The following is a 19,319-nucleotide window of genomic DNA, read 5'->3' on the forward strand; positions in this document are numbered from 1 at the left end:
CGGTCGCCCAAGGCGACCGGCAAGGAAAAGGGGGAGCTAGTCGAGGTAGCCACCGGCGCGCATGGCCGCCTTCATGCCCTCGAGCACAGCGCCGTCGGCGGGCTCGGTGGGCAGCACGGACGGACCGGCGTTCATGCCCATGAGGTTGGCCATGTCCTTGGTGGCAGCCGGGAAGCTGGCGGCGTCCTGGGACAGACGGATCGGGTTGAGCTTGGTCTGGTTCTCAAGGGCGCCCTTGTAGTCGCCCTCCACGAACTTGTCGTAGATGCCGCAGACCAGCTCGGGGTACATGTTGGACGTGGAGCACACCGCGCCCACGGCGCCGCAGCACAGAGCCGGGAACACGACGGTGTCCTTGCCGGCGAAGACAGCGAAGTCGATGTCGTCGGTCAGGCGGATGAGCTCCTGGAGGTTCGTGATGTCGCCCGAGGAGTCCTTGATGCCCACGATGTTCTCGCAGTCATGCGCGATGCGGGAGATGGTGTTGCGCGTCATGGCGTAACCGGCGCGACCGGGGTTGCTGTAGATGAGCACCATCGTGTCGGGGATGGCGTCGGCAACCGCCTTGAAGTGGTGGTAGTTGGCCTCCTCGGTGGGATGGATGAACATCGGGGTGAGCACGGAGACCGCGTCGACGTTCAGCTCGGCGGCGCGCTTGGCGAGCGCGACGGCCTTGGAGGTGCGGATGTGGCCGACACCGAAGAACACCGGCACGCGACCGGCGGCGCGCTCGACGATGGCGCGGGTGGCCTCGATCATCTCGTCGTCGTCGAACATGTAGAACTCGGAGTTGGATCCGAACGCCAGGATGCCGTCGACACCGTGCTCGATGACGTAGTCGACCTGATCGCACAGGCGCGCGATATCGATCTTGCCGTCATAGGCATCGGTAACCGGGGTGATGATGGGGACGACGATGCCCTTAAGGCGCTCGACATCGAACTTACTTGCCATTCGTGCTCCAATCTCGGGCACTTACCGAAAAAATGACGGTTCGTGCTTGACACATCTAGTTATATGGGATATTCGCCTCCCGAACTATGGTATACGCGACGAGAGGCACAGGGCGCCGGCACCGGAACCGTGTTCCGCGTACCAGTTTGGCGCGCCGCGCGGCGCCGGCGCCCCGAGCGGCTAGCGAACCAGGCAGGGGCGCTTGCCGTCGAACTTCCAGCCGGGGATGAGGTACTGCATGGCGATGGCGTCGTTGCGCGTACCGAGGTCATTCTCGACGTAGAGCTGATGCGCCTTCTCGAGCGCGTCGCGATCGATCTCGATGCCGAGGCCGGGCACGTCGTAGGGCACCGCGATCTCGCCGCCCTCGATCTTGGGCGGGTTCTTGGTGAGGAACTGGCCGTCCTGCCAGATCCAGTGCGTATCGCAGGCGTTGTAGAAGCCGGGCGCGGCGGCGGCGCAGTGGGCGACCATCGCGAGCGAGATGTCGAAGTGGTTGTTGGAGTGGACGCCCCAGGTGAGGTCCATGTCGTGGCAGAGCTGCGCGACGCGGGCAGCGCCCTGCATGGTCCAGAAGTGCGGGTCGGCCAGCGGGATGGACACGGAGTCGAGACGGATGGCGGCCTTCATCTCGCGCCAGTCGGTCGCGACCATGTTGGTCGCGGTGGGCAGGCCGGTCAGACGATGGAACTCGGCCATGGTCTCACGCGCGGAGAAGCGGCCTTCCGCACCGCAGGGATCCTCGCAGTAGGTCAGGATGCCGACCATGTCCTTGCAGTTCTCGACGGCCTCGGCGAGCGACCAGGCGCCGTTGGGGTCGAGGTCGATGCGGGCGTTCGGGAACTCCTTCTTGAGGGCGCGGATGGCCTCGAGCTCCTCGGGGCAGGAGAAGACGCCGCCCTTGAGCTTCCAGTCCTTGAAGCCGTAGCGCTCGTAGGCTGCCTTGGCGAGCTCGACGATGGCCTCGGGCGTGAGGGCCTCGTCGCGGCGGATGCGGCCCCAGGCGTCGGAATCGTCGTCGTCATGGATGTAGGGCAGGTCGGTCTTGTTGCGGTCGCCCACATAGAACAGGTAGCCGAGGAAGCGCACGGAGTCGCGGACCTGGCCGTCGCCGAGCAGGGAGGCCACGGGCACGTTCAGGTGCTTGCCGAGGATGTCGAGCAGCGCGGTCTCGATGGCGGTCTGGACGTGCACGGTGGTGCGCAGGTCGAACGTCTGGTCACCGCGTCCGCCGGCGTCGAGCGAGGCGTACTTGTCGTGGATGGACTTGACGATGTTCTTGTACTGACCGATGGGCTGGCCGATGACCAGGTCGTCGATCTCGTTCAGGACCTCGGTGATCTTGGTGGAGCCGGGGACCTCGGAGATACCCTCGACACCCTCGGAGTCGGTCAGGATCACGATGTTGCGCGTGAAGTACGGACCATGGGCGCCAGAGAGGTTCAGCAGCATGCTGTCGTAGCCGGCAACGGGATAGACTTCGATTTTCTCAATTGTGGGTACCATAAGGACTCCTCCTGTTCGGCGACCGGGATCACTGCCGGTCGAGATGATGGTTCTAAATCTACCGTCCTGGTGCAGGCGCTCCCATATTCGATAGGACATAAGCCGCAGATGCAGCGCGACACAAGATGTTCTGCGTACTATTCTAGCAGGTCATCAGGGGTAAAATTGCCCATCGGGAGCGGGCGCGACACGTCTTTGGGAACAGAGGCGGGACCGTTCGCGGAAAAATGCGGCCCCTCCCCGATTGGGTCGCCCCGCGCCGCCTGGACGACGCGGGACGACCGTTTCCGCATGCGTGCTAGCGCACCATGGCCGGACGATGCGGGTCGTAGGTCCAGCCGGGGATGAGCGCGTTCATGCCGCGCGCGTCATCGCGCGTGCCGCAGCCGTTGTCCACATAGAGCTTGTGGGCGGCGTCCAGCTTGGCGCGGTCGAGATCGATGCCCAGGCCGATGCTGTCGCGCGGCACCGTGAGGCAGCCGTCGTGGAACTGCGGGGCCGTCTTGCCCAGATGCTGGCCGTCCTGCCACATGTAATGCGTATCGCAGGCGTTCACGAAGCCAGGCGCCGCGGCGGCAGCGTGCGCGACCATCATGAGCGAGATGTCGAAGTGGTTGTTGGAGTGGACGCCCCAGGTGAGGTCCATCTCATGGCAGAGCTGCGCCACGCGCACGCATCCCTGCATGGTCCAGAAGTGCGGGTCTGCCAGCGGGATCGTGACGGAGTCCAGGCGGATGGCCGCCTTCATCTCGCGCCAGTCGGTGTCGATCATGTTGGTGGCCGTGGGCAGGCCCGTCTGACGATGGAACTCGGCCATGGTCTCGCGACCGGAGAAGCGGCCTTCCGCACCGCAGGGATCCTCGCAGTAGGTCAGCACGCCCACCAGGTCGCGGCAGACCTCGACGGACTCGGCGAGCGACCAGGCGCCGTTGGGGTCGATGGTGATGCGGGCCTCGGGGAAGCGCTCCTTCAGGGCGCGGATGGCGCGGATCTCCTCGCGCGCAGGGAACACGCCGCCCTTGAGCTTGAAGTCATGGAACCCGAAGCGCTCGGCTGCAGCCTCGGCCTGGTGCACGATGGCCTCGGGCGTGAGCGCCGGGTCGCGGCGGATGCGGCCCCACTCGTCGGAGTCGTCATCGTCGTGCAGGTACGGGCCGCCCACGACGTTGCGGTCTGCGACATAGAACAGGTATCCGAGGAAGCGCACGTCCTCGCGCACCTGGCCGTCACCGAGCAGCGCGGCGACGGGCACCTCGAGATGCTTGGCCAACAGATCGAGCATCGGGGTCTCGATGCCGGTGATGACGTTGGTGACCTTGGAGAAGATCTGGGCGTGCGCCGTCTGGGCCCCGCCGGCGGCGGCAGCGGCGGCCATGTTGGCGCTCAGGAACTCCTGGGCCTCGAGCAGCGTCTGCTTGAAGCGGCCGAGTGGCTTGCCCTCGACAAGCGGGATCAGGCTCTCGAGACGCTTAGTGATCACCTCGCCGCCGGGGACCTCGCCCACGCCGGTGTAGCCGGCCGAGTCGGTCAGCACCACGATGTTGCGCGTGAAGAACGGCTCGTGCACGCCGGCGAGGTTCAGAAGCGGGCTGTCATAGCCTGCGACCGGCACGACCTCCATTCGTTCGATCTTGACGTCCATGCGATACTCCTTTCCTTGCAGAAGGACCCGGCGCGGCCAAACACCCTCCCGCGCCCGCCTTCCGCGAAACAAAAAGGGCCCGATCTCGATGACTCGAAACCGGACCCTCCCAACTCATGTCGATGGTTGACTACACGATACCAATCGATGCCAAGAAGACGCAGAAGAACGAGTTGATGAACGGGAAGATAGCTCCCAGGATGAACTCGTGGATGTAGCCGCGCTTGTAGTCGAGGTTGGTGTAGTTCAGGCGGTTGATGGCCGAGCCGTTGTAGGGCATGGAGTCCAGGCCGTAGCAGGACACGGCGACAACACGGTGCACGACGTCGGGGTTGATGCCCATGTCGACGAAGCGCTGAGCGAACAGGTTCAGGGCGATGGCCTCGCCGCCGGAGGCGGAGCCGGTGATGCCGGCAACGAGGTTGGTGGCCAGGCAGAGCTGGATGAGCGGGGTGCCCGGGATGGCGTTCAGGTTGTCGACGACGTACTGGAAGCCGGGGGCGAGCTCAACGGCAGCGCCGAAGCCGACGACCGCGGAGACGTTCATGATGGACTTCATCGTGGAGGTGCAGCCGGCGCCAAGCGTCTTGCCGATGTTCTGGAACTTGTTGAAGTACAGGGCATAGCAGACCAGGCAGCCGATGGTCAGCGAGATCCACGGATCGTAGTCGACGAGGATGACGTTCATGCAGACCAGCAGCACGATGGAGGGCAGCAGGGCCTTGATGAACTCCCAGTTGGTGCAGGTGTCGCCCAGGATGGAGGTGTCGAGCTCGCTGGAGTTCTCCTCCATGAGCTTACCGGTGGGCAGGTAGCCCTCGCCGCGACGCTCGTTGCGACGCAGGACGAACCAGATGTACCAGGCGCCGAACACGATGCAGGTGAGCGTGGTGACGATGGCCAGGACCGGAGCCGCGGTGGCCTCGGTGCCCAGGTAGCTCATGGGCATGAGGTTCTGGACGGACGGGGAGCCCGGCAGAATAGCGGTCCACATGGAGCCGCCGTAGACGGCGACGGCGATGACGAAGTGCCAAGGAATGTCCATCTTCTTGAAGATCTCGCGGCAGATCGGCGCGATGGTGAAGATGACGACGAAGCCGGAGACGCCGCCGAAGGACAGGATGGCGGTGATGAGGGACAGGCCCATGATGACCAGGTACTTGGACATCATGTCGTTCTTGCCGCCGCCCAGACGCTGGGCGACGTCGCCGATCTTGATGGCGATCTTCTGAGCGGCACCGCAATCGCCCAACATGGCGCCCAGGATGCACGCGGGCAGGAAGAGCAAGAAGTTGCTCTGCGAGAAGCCGGCGAAGTCCTCAGAGTAGGCACCGGCCATGTTCTCCAGGATCTCTGCGGGACCCATGCTCGAGAACGCGAAGACGATGATTGCCGACACGGGGCCGACGACCAGAATAGGAAGACCCTTGATCGAAGCGATGATCAGGAAGGCCATGGCTACGAGAATGCCAATCAGACTAAGAAGTCCTGCATCCATACTCTTTCCTCCTTACAGATGCATGCGTTGGAACTAGATGTGTTCTCCCCCTCTCCTTTCTCTCCTTCAGGGTACGCAGCACACAACTCGATCGCGTCGGGCAGACTGGCAGCCGACGGCCCGCACCTCGTTGCGCCCACGTGCGCCCAAAACTAAAGCACCGATACGCTCGCTCATCCTGCTGCCTGCGGCCTGCGCGGACCGCGGAAGCGAAAGATCGGGCATATCGCCGCTCGCTTGCTTATGGAGAAATGATGAGCTAACCTGCATACCCTTTTAAGAGTCCAAATACCATCGCTTGAGCAGGTGAATTGGCCGTTTGGTGGTACAGAAAACATTTTTTAGACATTGACACACCGATAGAGTAAAGCGCGTAGAGAAAGCTGCCTTTATATGGAAAGGAGCTGGTATATGGCCGCATCGCTGTACGTCAAGATCAACGAGATCGACAACGTCGGCATCGCGCTGCACGACATCGCAGCCGGCACCGACGTGGGCGGCGGGGTCATCGCGCAAAGCGATATCCCCCAGGCGCACAAGATCGCGTTGGCCGACATCCCCAAGGGCGGCAACGTTGTCCGCTACGGCGTGGTCCTCGGTTACGCCAAGCAGGACACCCCTGCGGGCACGTGGATCAACGAGACGTCGCTCGACCTTCCCACCCCTCCCCCGCTCGACGAGATGGAATGGGGCACCAACATCGTGACCGACCTGCCCACCCCGCCGGTCACCACCTGGGAGGGCTACGCGCCCGTCGAGCCCGGCGGCTACGGCGGCACGCGCAACTACCTGGGCATCCAGACCACAGTGCAGTGCGCCGCCGGCGTGGTGAACAAGGCCGTCGAACGCATCAAGCGCGACATCCTGCCCAAGTACCCCAACGTGGACGGCGTCGTGGCGGTCAGCCATGCGTACGGATGCGGCGTCGCCATCAACGCGACGGACGCCTACATCCCCAAGCGCATCATCCGCAACATCGCCAAGCACCCCAACTTCGGCGGCGAGTTCATGCTCGTGGGCCTCGGGTGCGAGAAGTTCTCGCCCGAGATGTTCTGCGAGGACCGTCCCGAGGACAACAACCCCGACAACGTCATCATTCTTCAGGACTGCCATGGTTTTGAGGACATGATGGACAAGATCTGCGCCATGGCCGAGACCAAGCTCAAGCGCCTGAACGAGCGCCGCCGCGTCACGCTGCCGCTGTCCGACCTGCTGATCGGCGCGCAGTGCGGCGGATCGGACGCCTTCTCCGGCGTGGCTTCGAACCCCTCGATCGGCTACTGCGTCGACCTGTTGGTCGCCGGCGGCGGCACGGCCATGTTCTCCGAGGTCACCGAGGTGCGCGACGGCGTGTACCTGCTGGCCCACCGCTGCGTGGACGAGCCGACCGAGAAGAAGCTCGCAGCCGAGATGCGCTGGTACGACGAGTATCTGGACCGCGGCGGCGCCGACCGCTCCGCGAACCCCACGCCCGGCAACAAGAAGGGCGGCCTGTCCAACATCGTCGAGAAGGCCATGGGCTCGATCGCCAAGTCCGGCCGCTCCCCCATCGTCGAGGTCCTCTCGCCGGGCGAGCGCCCCACCAAGCACGGCCTCATCTACGCTGCCACCCCGGCGAGCGACCTGTGCTGCGGCCCCTGCCAGCTCGCCAGCGGCATGGGCGCCGAGCTGTTCACGACCGGTCGCGGCACCCCCTACTCGCTGGCGGCCGCACCCGTCCTCAAGGTCTGCTCGCGCAGCGAGGTCGCCGCGCAGTGGCCCGACCTCATCGACGTCAACGCCGGCCCCGTCTCGAGCGGCGAGCGCACGATCGAAGAAGTGGGCACCGAGCTGTTCTTGCTGCTGCTCGACGTGGTGAGCGGTCGCAAGAAATCGCACGCCGAAGAGCACGGCCTCGCGAACGATCTGTGCGTCTTCAATCCCGCGCCCATTACCTAATGATCTATGAAGGCATGCGTCGGGTACCATAAGGCGTGCGCCTTCAGCGCCAGATCGCATGCCATGTACGAATTCCGATGGGGGCCGTCCGCACGGAGGGCCCCCTCTCCTCATGAGGAAGCGCTATGAACCTCGATCCGCAGATTGCCGAGAGCATCGTCACCAATCTCAAGGACGTCATCAACCACGAGATCAATCTCTTCGACACCACCGGGACCATCATCGCCAGCACGGTGCGCTCGCGCATCGGCACGAGCCATGACGGCGCCCGTCTGGCGATCAAGACCAAGCAGACGGTCACCATCGACAACGAGCACGAGTTCAAGGGCGCCAAGCACGGCATCAACGTGCCCGTCGTCTTCAACGACTCCGTCGTCGCCGTCATCGGCATCACGGGCGAGCGCTCCGAGGTCGAGCCGTTCGGCGTCGTCATCAAGAAGATGACCGAGATCCTCATCCGTGAGAACTGGGACCAGGCCGTCCAGTACGACCGCCGCTCGCGCGTGCAGAACCTCGTCAACATGCTCAAGCTCAAGCATCACGACGAGGAGCTCGTCGCCTACTACGCCTCGTTTCTGCGCATCGACCTGAACCGCCCGCGCATCGTCGTAGTGGGCCGCGTCGAGACCGACGAGGTGCCCGACTACGATGCGCTGTTCGCCATGATGCACGCGCGCTTCCAGCAGCTGCAGACGAGCTTCTTCGCGTTCTCCGAGCGCGAACTGTGCCTGTTTATCGACACGCGCGACGAGCGCGCCCTGCCCGGCCTGCTCGAGGGCATCCGCGACGACGCCCACCGGCTGCTGCGCCTGCCCGTGCGCTTCGGCATCGGCATGGCAGCCGAATCGTGCTCCGACTACTGGCGCAGCTACGAGGAGGCCTGCCGCGCCCTCGAGTGGAACGAGTTCGCCCAGGAGGGGTTCACCCAGCGCTACGACAGCATGGACCTGGGCCTTGTGGTCTCCTCCATTCCGCGCGACGACGCCCAGCGCCTGGTCGACCATGTGTTCAGCGGCTTATCCGACGAGGAAGTCGACTCCTTCCAGGTCGTGTTCGAGGCCTATGCCCGCCACAACGGCAGCATCGTCCACTGCGCCGACGAGCTGTTCCTGCACAAGAACACGCTGCAGAACCGCCTGAACAAGATCGCCGACAAGACGGGCTACAACCCGCGCAAGCTCTCCGGCTTCGCCGTTTTGACCATGGCGTTCCTGCTGCGCCGCTACATCCGCCGCCAATAGAGCGCGACCGTCGAGCCCAGGCTTCGCCCTCCTGTCCCACGCGGGACAGGAGGGCTTTTTTCTGCGCCCGGAGCCTCCGCCGTGCAAATTCGGGGACGTACCTTCCGCGTGCATGTTTGCAAATTCGGGGACACCCCTTGAGCGCGCGCTTCTGCACGTTGACGGGGTATTCCCCATGTGTAAACCTCGGTCTGGCCCGTGGATACGGATGCTCCGGCGGAAGTTTTCACAAAACAGCGCGGGCTGAACATCGGAATCCTGCGGAAATGCCGAGATGGGATGGATTGAAACGCGCCTGGCCCCAACCAGCCCATCAAGGGGTGTCCCCGAATTTGCAAACATGCACCCCCAAGGTACGTCCCCAATTTGCAAAAGTGCACGCGGAAGGTACGTCCCCGAATTTGCACTTATTCGGGATGAAAAAAGGCCCCGAGGGCGATCCCTCGGGGCCTTGTCGTCAGCGGGGATGTAGGACCCAGATGATGCTAGTCGTTCTTCTCGACCGCACGCATGATGGCCTTGTAGATCTCCATGATCGGGATGATCAGGAAGGCGAGGCCGATGGCGCAGGCAAGCGCCTCGAGCGGCAGCTCCATGAAGCCGAACATCACGGCCAGCGGGTGGAACTCGACGACCACGACGGTGAGGATGAGCGCGAGCAGCGCGGCGCCCCACAGCCACTTGTTCTGCTTGGGCATGCTGAACAGCGACGCGCGGCGGCTGCGCATGTTGAAGCAGTGGAAGATCTCGACCATCGACAGGGTGATGAACGCCATGGTGACGCCCTCCTCGTCGGCGGTGCCGGCGATCATGTCGGCGATGTCGATGTAGCCCATGTCGAAGTACACGCCCACGAAGAAGCTCGCAAGCACAAGGATGGTGATGATGACGCCCTGGAACACGATGTCGATGCCCATGCCGCCGGCGAACACGCCGTCGGTGGCGTTACGCGGCTTGCGCTTCATGATGTCGCCCTCGGCCTCTTCCATACCGAGCGCGAGCGCCGGGAAGCAGTCCGTGATCAGGTTGATCCACAGCAGCTGGACGGGCTGGAAGATGGTGAAGCCCACGAGCGTCGCCACGAAGACCGAAAGCACCTCGGCGATGTTGGCGGACAGCAGGAACTGGATGACCTTGCGGATGTTGTCGTAGATACGACGGCCTTCCTCCACCGCGTTGATGATGGTGGCGAAGTTGTCGTCGGCGAGCACCATGTCGGCGACGTTCTTGGTGACGTCGGTACCGGTGATGCCCATGCCCACGCCGATGTCGGCGCGCTTGATGGACGGGGCGTCGTTCACGCCGTCGCCGGTCATGGCGACGATCTTATCGCGGCTCTTCCAGGCGTCGACGATGCGCGCCTTGTGCTCGGGCTGGACGCGCGCGTACACGCTGTACTCGGTGACCTTCTCCTTGAAGTCCTCGTCGGAGATCTTGTCGAGCTGGGAACCGGTGATGGCCTGGCTGGCGTCCTCGCAGATGCCCAGGTTCTTCGCGATGGCCACGGCGGTGTCGATGTGGTCGCCCGTGATCATGACGGGACGGATGCCGGCCTCCTTGGCCTCGGCGATGGCCGGGGCGACCTCAGGACGCTCGGGGTCGATCATGCCGGACAGGCCCACGAAGGTGAGGTCGTGCTCGAGGGCCTCGGGGCTGCAGTCGGCAGGCTGCTCGTCGTGCATGCGGACGGCGGAGGCCAGAACGCGGAGCGCCTGGTTGGCCATCTCCTTGTTGGCGGCCATGATCTTCTCGCGGCGCGCGTCGGTCATGGGCTCGACGGAGCCGTCGGCGTTCATGACCTGGGTGCAGCGGCCGAGCACCACGTCGGGGCCGCCCTTGGTGTACTGCTCGAAGGTGCCCTCGGGGGTCTTGACCACGACGGACATCATCTTGCGGCCGGAGTCGAACGGGGCCTCGCCCACGCGCGGGTACTTGGCGGCGTCGCCGCCCTCATAGAAGCCGAGCTTGGCGGCATCGTTCACGAGCGCGCACTCGGTCGGCTCGCCCACGGACTCGCCGGCCTCGGGATCCCACTTGGCGTCGGAGCACAGGGCCATGGCGCGCACGTGCAGGGCGTCGGGGCCCTCGACCTCGTGCTTGATGACGGTCATCTTGTTCTGGGTAAGCGTACCGGTCTTATCGGAGCAGATGATCTGGGTGCAGCCGAGCGTCTCGACCGCGGTCATCTTACGGATGATCGCCTGGCGCTTGGACATCTTGGTGACGCCCATGGACAGCACGATGGTGACGACGGCGACGAGGCCCTCGGGGATGGCGGCGACGGCGAGCGATACGGCGACCATGAAGGTGTCGAGGATCATCTCGGGGTTGGAGCCCAGCTCGCCACCGTGACGGATGAGGTCGACGGCGAAGATAACCACGCAGATGCCGAGCACGAGCTTGGTCAGGATGCCGGAGAGCTCGTTCAGCTTGATCTGCAGCGGCGTGAGCTCCTTCTTGGCGGTGGTCAGCGCGTCGGCGATCTTACCCATCTCGGTCTTCATGCCGGTGGCGACCACGACGGCGGTGCCGCGGCCGTACACGACGGTGGAGCCCATATAGCACATGTTCTTGCGGTCGCCCAGCGGCACGTCGTCGGTGCCCTCGGCAAGCACGATGGGATCGGTGTGCTTCTCGACCGGGACGGACTCGCCGGTGAGCGCGGCCTCCTCGATCTTCATGGATGCGCTCTCGATGATGCGGCAGTCCGCGGGCACGGAGTCGCCGGCCTCGAGCAGCACGATGTCGCCGGGGACCAGATCGGCGCTCGGCAGGTGCTCCAGCTTGCCGTCGCGGATGACCTTGGACTGGGCGGCGCTCATCTCCTGCAGCGCGGCGAGCGCCTGCTCGGACTTGGCCTCCTGGACCACGCCCAGCACGGAGTTGATGACGACGACGGTCAGGATGATGATGACGTCGGCCCACTCGGGCTCACCCTGAATGGTGCCCGTGATGGCAGAAATCGCCGCAGCGACGATAAGCATGATGACCATGGGGTCTGCCATCTGCTCGAAGAAGCGCTTCCATAGCGGAGTTTTCTCCTCTTCATCGAGCTTGTTGGGACCGAACTCGCCGAGGCGCTGCTGCGCCACGGCTGCAGTAAGGCCCGTTTCGGCGTTCGAGGACTGCGCGTTGAGCACATCCTCTGCCGAAGCCAGGTACTCTTTCTCCATACCTTTCTTCCTCCTGGGTGTCGTGCCAACCAACAGGTTGAAGCCCGATCATAATTCCCCAGGAGCGCGGGGCAAGGGCCCTTCAAGGCTGCCATGTTAGCTGGCGTCTTGCAATGAGTAGCAATAATACCCTATAACGACGGTATTAAGCCTACAGACTTGCCTTTGAAAAGGCCATGTTACAAATTGCGAGAAATATCAGCGAGAGCTGAGCGCCCATTGGTCTGCGTACCATTTGCAACGCGGCGGGGGATGCGGACCGCAGCAGACGGCGGACATACTCGACAAACCCCCTGTCGGGAGCCGAAATCCCCGCGCGGCGGCCTCGCACCCGCCCCGTTCAACCAGGGCCCGCGCCGTGCCGACGCACAAAAAACGGGAGGCCCGAAAGGGGCCTCCCGTGCACATCGGAGCGCACATGCGTGCAAAGGCTATGCGTCCTTCTCGACCGCGCGCATGATGGCCTTGTAGATCTCGACCAGCGGAATGATCAGGAAACCGAGCACGAGCGCGGTGATCATACCGCGCGGCTCGAGCGCGGTCACGCCGAAGAAGATCTCGGCCAGCGGGTCGAACTCGACCACGACGAGCGTCAGGATGAGCGCGAGGATCGCGGCGCCCCACAGCCACTTGTTCTGCTTCTTCATATGGAAGATGGAGGCACGGCGGCTGCGCATGTTGAAGCAATGGAAGATCTCGACCATGTTGAGCGTGATGAACGCCATCATGACGCCTTCCTCGTCGGCGGTGCCCGCCATCATGTTGGCGATGTCGATGGTGCCCATGTCGAAGTACACGCCGCAGAAGAAGCTCGCAAGCACCAGCACGGTGATGATCAGGCCCTGGACAACCGTATCGAGGCCCATGTGCCCGGCGAACACGCCGTCGGTGGCGTTACGCGGCTTGCGGCGCATGATGTCGCCCTCGGCCTCCTCCATGCCCAGCGCGAGCGCCGGGAAGCAGTCGGTGACGAGGTTGACCCACAGCAGCTGGATGGGCTGGAACAGCGTGAAGCCGATGATGGTCGCCGCGAACACCGAGAACACCTCGGCCAGGTTCGCGGACAGCAGGAACTGGATGACCTTGCGGATGTTGTCGTAGATGCGGCGTCCCTCTTCGCACGCGTTGATGATCGTGGCGAAGTTGTCGTCGGCGAGCACCATGTCGGCGACGTTCTTGGTGACGTCGGTGCCGGTGATGCCCATGCCGATGCCGATGTTCGCATGCTTGATGGACGGCGCGTCGTTCACGCCGTCGCCGGTCATGGCGACGATCTTGTTCTTGGACTTCCACGCCTCGACGATACGGGTCTTGTGCTCGGGCTGGACGCGCGCGTACACGCCGTACTTCTCGATCTGGGAGTCGAGCTCCGCGTCGGACATCTTGTCGATCTCGGCGCCCGTGATGGCCTGGCTGCGGTCGGCGACGATACCGAGGTTCTTGGCGATGGCCACGGCGGTGTCGATGTGGTCGCCCGTGATCATGACGGTGCGGATGCCGGCGCCATGGGCCTCCTTGATGGCCGGGGCCACCTCGGGACGCTCGGGGTCGATCATGCCGGACAGGCCGCAGAACACGAGATCATGCTCGAGTGCCTCGGCCGAGCAGTCCGTCGGCTTCTCCGCATAGGTGCGGCTCGCGAGCGCGAGCACGCGCAGGGCCTCGTCGGCCATGGCCTTGTTGGCGGCCAGCAGCTCCTCGCGGCGCGCCTCGGTCATGGGCACGATCTTGTCGCCGTCAAAGACCTGGGTGCACAGGTTCAGCACGACGTCGGGAGCGCCCTTGGTGTACTGCTCGAAGGAACCGTCGGCCTCCTGGACCACGACGGACATCATCTTGCGGCCGGAGTCGAACGGGGCCTCGCCCACACGCGGGTGCTCGATATCGAGACCCTGCATACCGGCCTTGCCTGCATCGTTCACGAGCGCGCACTCGGTCGGCTCGCCCACGGCCTCGCCGGCCTCCTCGTCCCACTTGGCATCGGAGCACAGGGCCATGCCGGCAAGCAGCTTCTCCTCGGAGGAGGCGAGCTCGTGCTTGACGACCGTCATCTTGTTCTGGGTCAGCGTGCCGGTCTTGTCGGAGCAGATGACCTGCGTGCAGCCGAGCGTCTCGACCGCGGACAGGTTGCGGATGATTGCCTGGCGCTTGGCCATCTTGGTCACGCCGATGGACAGCACGATGGTGACGACGGCCACGAGGCCCTCGGGGATGGCCGCGACGGCGAGCGACACGGCGACCATGAAGGTATCGAGCAGCATCTGCGGCTCGGAGGCGACGTTGCCGATGCCGGAGCGCAGCAGGTCGACCGCGAAGATGACCACGCAGATGACGATGACCATGATGGTCAGTATCTTCGACAGCTCGGCGAGCTTCATCTGCAGCGGCGTGAGCTCCTCTTTGGCCTCGGTCAGGGCGCCGGCGATCTTGCCCATCTCGGTCTTCATGCCGGTACCGACCACCACAGCGCGGCCGCGGCCGTAGACCACGGTGGAGCCCATGTAGCACATGTTCTTGCGGTCGCCCAGCGGCACGTCATCGACGCCCGCCTCGAGCGTGATGGCATCCGCGTGCTTCTCGACCGGGACGGACTCGCCGGTGAGCGCGGCCTCCTCGATCTTCATGGACGCGCTCTCGAGCACACGGCAGTCGGCAGGTACGGAGTCGCCGGCCTCGAGCAGCACGACGTCGCCCGGAACGAGCTCGGACGAATGCAGCATGGTCATCTTGCCGTCGCGGATGACCTTGGACTGCGCGGCGCTCATCTCCTGCAGGGCCTCGAGCGCCTCTTCGGACTTGGCCTCCTGGATCACGCCGAGCGCGGAGTTGATGATGACGACCGCCATGATGATGACGACGTCCGCCCACTCCGACTCGCCCTGGATCATGCCCGTGACCGCCGAGATGACGGCGGCGACGATAAGCATGATGACCATGGGGTCCGCCATCTGCTGGAAGAAGCGGATCCACAGCGGCGTCTTCTCCTCTTCGTCCAACTTGTTGGGACCGAACTGCGACAGGCGCTGTTGGGCCACGCTTGCCGTAAGACCGGTTTCGGCATTCGAGGCTTGGTCCTCGAGCACCTCCTCGGCCGAAGCTAAGTATTCCTTCTGCATACTTTGCTTCTCCCCTCTTGGGAACACGTGCTGGCCAGCAGATTTTGCCCGATCTTAATTCCCCGTGAGAAGGGGCAAGGGCCTCTAGAGGCTGCGTACCGGCCAGCGGCTTACAACAAACAAAAGTGTAGCGCGCTCCTACACAATTTATTCATGTTCTACGCAAACGGTCGATATTCGGCGCAGGCGCTCAGGTCGGCGACTTGTCAACCGCGTGTGGACGCCGCCACATGCGCGGCGGACCAATAAACGCACTAAATTGGTATGGAGAACCTTGTGCAAGCCCCTTCCATCCCGTAGGCTCCCCTCGAGCACGTTCGGAAAACCAGTAGCTTCTCACTTATGGAATCGTTCTCGTAAAACTTGTGTGATGACTCAGAGATGATGCATCTCTTACGTTCCTGTGAGTGATTATCTTCTATAATACGCGCTGGTAATTCGTTTTATCAGCGCACTCTTACCGTCAGATGGAGGTCTGAATGTACAAGCGCACGAAGATCGTATGCACCATGGGTCCTGCCTGCGACAGCGACGAGACCCTCCGCGAGATGATCAAGGCGGGCATGAACGTCGCCCGCTTCAACTTCTCGCACGGCTCCTATGAGGAGCATCACGAGCGCATCGAGCGCGTCCGCCGCATCTCCCGCGAGCTCGGTATCCCCGTGGGCATCCTGCTCGACACCAAGGGCCCCGAGGTCCGCACCGGCCTGCTCAAGGATCACGCCAAGATCACCGTTCACGAGGGCGACAAGATCATCGTGACCGCGCAGCCCACCTCCGAGGACTGGCTCGGCGACGAGACCCACATCTCCCTTGATTACCTGGACCTCCCCTCCGAGGCCGAGGCCGGCTCCCTCATCCTGATCGATGACGGCCTGGTCGCCCTCGAGGTCGAGTCCATCGACGGCCAGGACATGCACTGCGTCGTCAAGAACACCGGCGAGATCGGCGAGCGCAAGGGCGTCAACATCCCCAACGTCGAGATCGGCCTGCCCGCCATCACCGACCGTGACCGCGAGGACATCCTGTTCGGCATCAAGGAGAACATCGACTACATCGCCGCCTCCTTCATCCGCAACGCCCAGGCTGTCGAGGAGATTCGTCACCTCTGCCGCCTGAACGGTGGCGAGCACGTCACGATCTTCCCCAAGATCGAGTGCGCGCTGGGCGTCCAGAACTTCGACGACATCCTCGAGGCCTCCGACGGCATCATGGTCGCCCGCGGCGACCTGGGCATCGAGATCGCTCCCGAGCTCGTGCCGCACATCCAGAAGGAGATCATCGCCAAGTGCAACGCGGCCTACAAGCCCGTCATCACCGCGACCCAGATGCTCGACTCCATGCAGCACAACCCGCGCCCGACCCGCGCCGAGGTCGCCGACGTCGCGAACGCCATCTATGACGGCACCGACGCCGTCATGCTCTCCGGCGAGACCGCTGCCGGCCAGTACCCGGTCGAGGCCGTCAAGATGCAGGCCCACATCGCGCACGAGACCGAGAAGCACCTTCCCGTCCACGCGCAGCTCAAGGCCCCCGAGAACGCGCACGGCACCCGCGTCATCAACAACGTCGTGGGTATGTCCGCTGTGAACATGGCCACCGTCGTGGGCGCCAAGTGCATCACCGTTCCCACCACCACCGGTCGCACCGCGCGCCTGATCTCCCACTTCCGTCCGAACGTGCCCATCTGCGCGTTCTCCCGTCACGAGTGGGCCGTTCAGCAGATGATCATGTACTGGGGCGTTGATCCGCACCTGGCCGCCATCACGCAGGGCACCGTCAACGGCACCATCATCAAGGCGATCGAGACCGCCAAGGAGCTCGGCTACGTCAAGGAAGGCGACCTCACCGTTGCCACCGCTGGCGATCCGCGTATGTCCATCCACCTCGACGGCAAGGCGACGTCCACCAACGTGGCCTACGTCGCGCAGGTGCGCTAACGCCGGCTCACGGCATTTTGCCGCACGCCTGCCCTTTTGACAGCTTGCATACCCCCGTCTATATATGTAGGCGGGGGTATTCTTTTACTCTTGTACCATGTGATGCATAGGTTCCATTTGGTACGCATCATATTATTTTGCTTTCTTTTATAGTTTTTACTTAACTTGTGATATTCTGGTCGCATGAAAAGACTTTATGCGACAGACAAAACGGCACTTGAGCTCATCCGTTCGGGCGCCATGCCGCGCGACTATGCGTCGGTTGCGTTCGCGCCGGCCGATATGCTCGACGCGGCAAGCAACGCGCGCGACATCAAGCAACTTGTCGAGCGCTCGGACACTATTGCCCGGCTCACGCAGCCCTACATGGTGCTGGTCCCCGAACATGCACATCGGCGCAACTCCAAGCTCATTACCTGCCGAGCACTCTCTGCGAGCATCACGGAGCCCTATCTTGTCAGCATCGATGAAGACTGCCTGCGCGTGACACCCGAGCTGCTGTTCATCCTGTATGGCCAGAAGCACTCTTTCGCGACGAGCATCCAGCTTGGACTGGAGCTGTGCGGGACCTATACGCTGCCCGCCTTTTCAGATAACGAATGCTTTACTACATATGACCTGCCCGTCTTGACGACCGCAAAGTCTATTCGGGAGTTTATTGCGCGCAATCCGGGCATTTACGGCGCAAAACGGGCAAAGCGATTTGCGCGCATCTTGCAGGACGGGTCCGCCTCCCCCATGGAGACGGTGCTGTTCTTGCTGCTCTGTCTGCCCGTGTCCGAGGGCGGCTACGGCCTTCCCCTGCCGGAGCTCAACGCCGACCTGCCGGTTATCCAGTATCTGGGATCGATGCATGTCCCTCAAATCCGCTACGGGGACCTGGTCTATCGGTCCGCGCGCGTCGTGTTGGAATACCAGAGCAGCGAGCATCACGCAGGAGTAGAGAAGAGGGAGTCAGACGAGGACCGACGCGACGACATCGAGGCGACCGGCTACACCGTGATGTTCATCACGCCGTCGCGCATCAAGGATTTCGATCGCTTTGAGGCGGTCGTGCAGCGGCTCGCGCGCTATCTGGGGGTAGATTTCTCTCGCTGCGAGCCCGGACGGAACACATCTCGCCTCGCACTGAGAAAGCTCTTGTTGCCCGAATCTTGGACTGAATAGAATTGTTATAAACGTGCAGGTATCGGAAATTCTTTTGTATAAAAATCCGTTTTAAGCAAAACCTACAAAGATGGAGGGTTGAGTTTGGTGCGATTTTAGAGCGCCATTTCTCCCTATGCGCCATATCCCTCAACAAACGCCCAGTTGAATCCTGCGGTTTTGTTGAGGGGTGTGGCACCTGTGGGCGAGGGGCACTCAAAAATCGCACCAAACTCGATATTCATGGATTTTGGGCCGCCCCGGAGTGGCAACGCGCACGGGCGCGGCGGCTACAGACGCTCTTCGAGGGCGCGATCGGTCGTGTCCAGGACCTCTGCGAAGGTGGTTTCGAAGAAATCCTCGGTGAGCAGCTGATAGGGAGCGTGGTCGGGCGCCCCGTTGGTGCGCACGATCTCGTGCGCCACCACGATGGCGTCGTGCACGTGCCCGCGCGCGATCGGATATTGGGGAAACTCGGCTGCGGCCTGCAGCAGTGCTGGCGTCTCCCGCGGAATCGAGACGATGGGCAGCATCTTGCCGAATCCGTCGAAATCTCCCTGCTTCTTGATGCGGAACTGCTCGCTCGGCTTGCCGCCATGCGCATCCAAAAACTCGTTGACGCGGGTGTTCCACAGGTTGTCCGCCACCAAGTGCGCCCAGGTGCCGAGCAGATAATCGAAAAGGGTGCGCTCGGGCCGTGGCGCAGAAGCGCCCTCGCATCGATCCCGTTCGACCGCGGATGCATCCTGCCGCCCCTCGAAACGCTGGGGGAAGTGGATGCGGTCTATGGCCTCGCGCTCCTCGACGATACTCATCGGCCGCACGCACGCGCAGTCACGGTCCTCGTCGGACAGCAGCGCGGCCTGCGGAACGACATAGGTGTCCCAGAACTCGCGCTCACGCGGCTTGGGGATGAACGCGGGCGCGGCAAAATGCGTGGTCCGATACGGAATGGGCTTGCCGATGCCGGGAACCATATACCCCACCATGATGTCGGGCACGAGGCTGCCGAACAAAAACGCGTTCGCGTCCCGAACCGTGCGGGCCACCGCACCGCCGCGCTCAAGCAGGCGCTCGGCCTCGGCGATATGAATGTTCCAGCTGGGCATAGGGTGCGCATCCTCCAAACGAACAAGGGTCCGCGCCAGGCACGGACCCCCTCAGT

At 63.4% G+C, this 19,319-nt stretch carries 11 protein-coding genes; 4 read left to right on the forward strand and 7 right to left on the reverse strand.

Annotated elements, in window-relative coordinates; all coding sequences use genetic code 11:
• Positions 1–36 precede the first annotated feature (36 nt).
• The 4 genes from BN3789_RS03845 to BN3789_RS03860 all read right to left on the reverse strand — a co-directional run bounded on the left by BN3789_RS03845 (position 37) and on the right by BN3789_RS03860 (position 5,600).
• Positions 37–954, reverse strand: a complete 918-nt coding sequence (locus BN3789_RS03845) for a dihydrodipicolinate synthase family protein (RefSeq protein WP_066830163.1) — start codon at positions 952–954, stop codon at positions 37–39.
• 180 nt (positions 955–1,134) lie between these two features.
• Positions 1,135–2,460 (reverse strand): enolase C-terminal domain-like protein, encoded by a 1,326-nt coding sequence (locus BN3789_RS03850; protein WP_066830175.1) that lies wholly within the window; start codon positions 2,458–2,460, stop codon positions 1,135–1,137.
• 298 nt (positions 2,461–2,758) lie between these two features.
• Complete coding sequence (locus BN3789_RS03855) at positions 2,759–4,102, reverse strand: enolase C-terminal domain-like protein (protein WP_066830178.1); 1,344 nt, start codon at positions 4,100–4,102, stop codon at positions 2,759–2,761.
• A 130-nt stretch (positions 4,103–4,232) separates the two neighbouring features.
• Positions 4,233–5,600, reverse strand: a complete 1,368-nt coding sequence (locus BN3789_RS03860) for a GntP family permease (protein ID WP_066830181.1) — start codon at positions 5,598–5,600, stop codon at positions 4,233–4,235.
• Positions 5,601–6,011: 411 nt separating this feature from the next.
• Here BN3789_RS03860 and BN3789_RS03865 point away from each other — a divergent pair, with 411 nt between their 5' ends.
• The gene (locus tag BN3789_RS03865) at positions 6,012–7,538 is read left to right on the forward strand and encodes a UxaA family hydrolase (protein WP_066830183.1); all 1,527 of its coding nucleotides are present in this window, start codon (positions 6,012–6,014) and stop codon (positions 7,536–7,538) included.
• Between the two features lie 125 nt (positions 7,539–7,663).
• Positions 7,664–8,779, forward strand: a complete 1,116-nt coding sequence (locus BN3789_RS03870; protein WP_066830186.1) for a CdaR family transcriptional regulator — start codon at positions 7,664–7,666, stop codon at positions 8,777–8,779.
• A 485-nt stretch (positions 8,780–9,264) separates the two neighbouring features.
• Here BN3789_RS03870 and BN3789_RS03875 read toward each other — a convergent pair whose 3' ends face one another.
• A complete protein-coding gene (locus BN3789_RS03875) occupies positions 9,265–11,952 on the reverse strand; it encodes a cation-translocating P-type ATPase (RefSeq protein ID WP_066830189.1) in 2,688 nt (895 codons plus the stop codon).
• 431 nt (positions 11,953–12,383) lie between these two features.
• On the reverse strand, positions 12,384–15,068 hold the full coding sequence (locus BN3789_RS03880) for a cation-translocating P-type ATPase (protein WP_066830192.1): 2,685 nt from the start codon (positions 15,066–15,068) through the stop codon (positions 12,384–12,386).
• 479 nt (positions 15,069–15,547) lie between these two features.
• Here BN3789_RS03880 and pyk point away from each other — a divergent pair, with 479 nt between their 5' ends.
• Positions 15,548–17,008, forward strand: coding sequence for a pyruvate kinase (gene pyk, locus BN3789_RS03885; protein ID WP_066830194.1), 1,461 nt, complete (start codon positions 15,548–15,550; stop codon positions 17,006–17,008).
• A gap of 240 nt (positions 17,009–17,248) precedes the next feature.
• On the forward strand, positions 17,249–18,175 hold the full coding sequence (locus tag BN3789_RS03890) for a hypothetical protein (protein WP_147569523.1): 927 nt from the start codon (positions 17,249–17,251) through the stop codon (positions 18,173–18,175).
• Positions 18,176–18,444: 269 nt separating this feature from the next.
• Here BN3789_RS03890 and BN3789_RS03895 read toward each other — a convergent pair whose 3' ends face one another.
• Complete coding sequence (locus BN3789_RS03895; RefSeq protein ID WP_066830199.1) at positions 18,445–19,263, reverse strand: hypothetical protein; 819 nt, start codon at positions 19,261–19,263, stop codon at positions 18,445–18,447.
• Positions 19,264–19,319: the final 56 nt, after the last annotated feature.

Origin of the sequence: Collinsella ihumii (assembly GCF_900046475.1) — a bacterium.
Taxonomy (GTDB): domain Bacteria; phylum Actinomycetota; class Coriobacteriia; order Coriobacteriales; family Coriobacteriaceae; genus Collinsella; species Collinsella ihumii.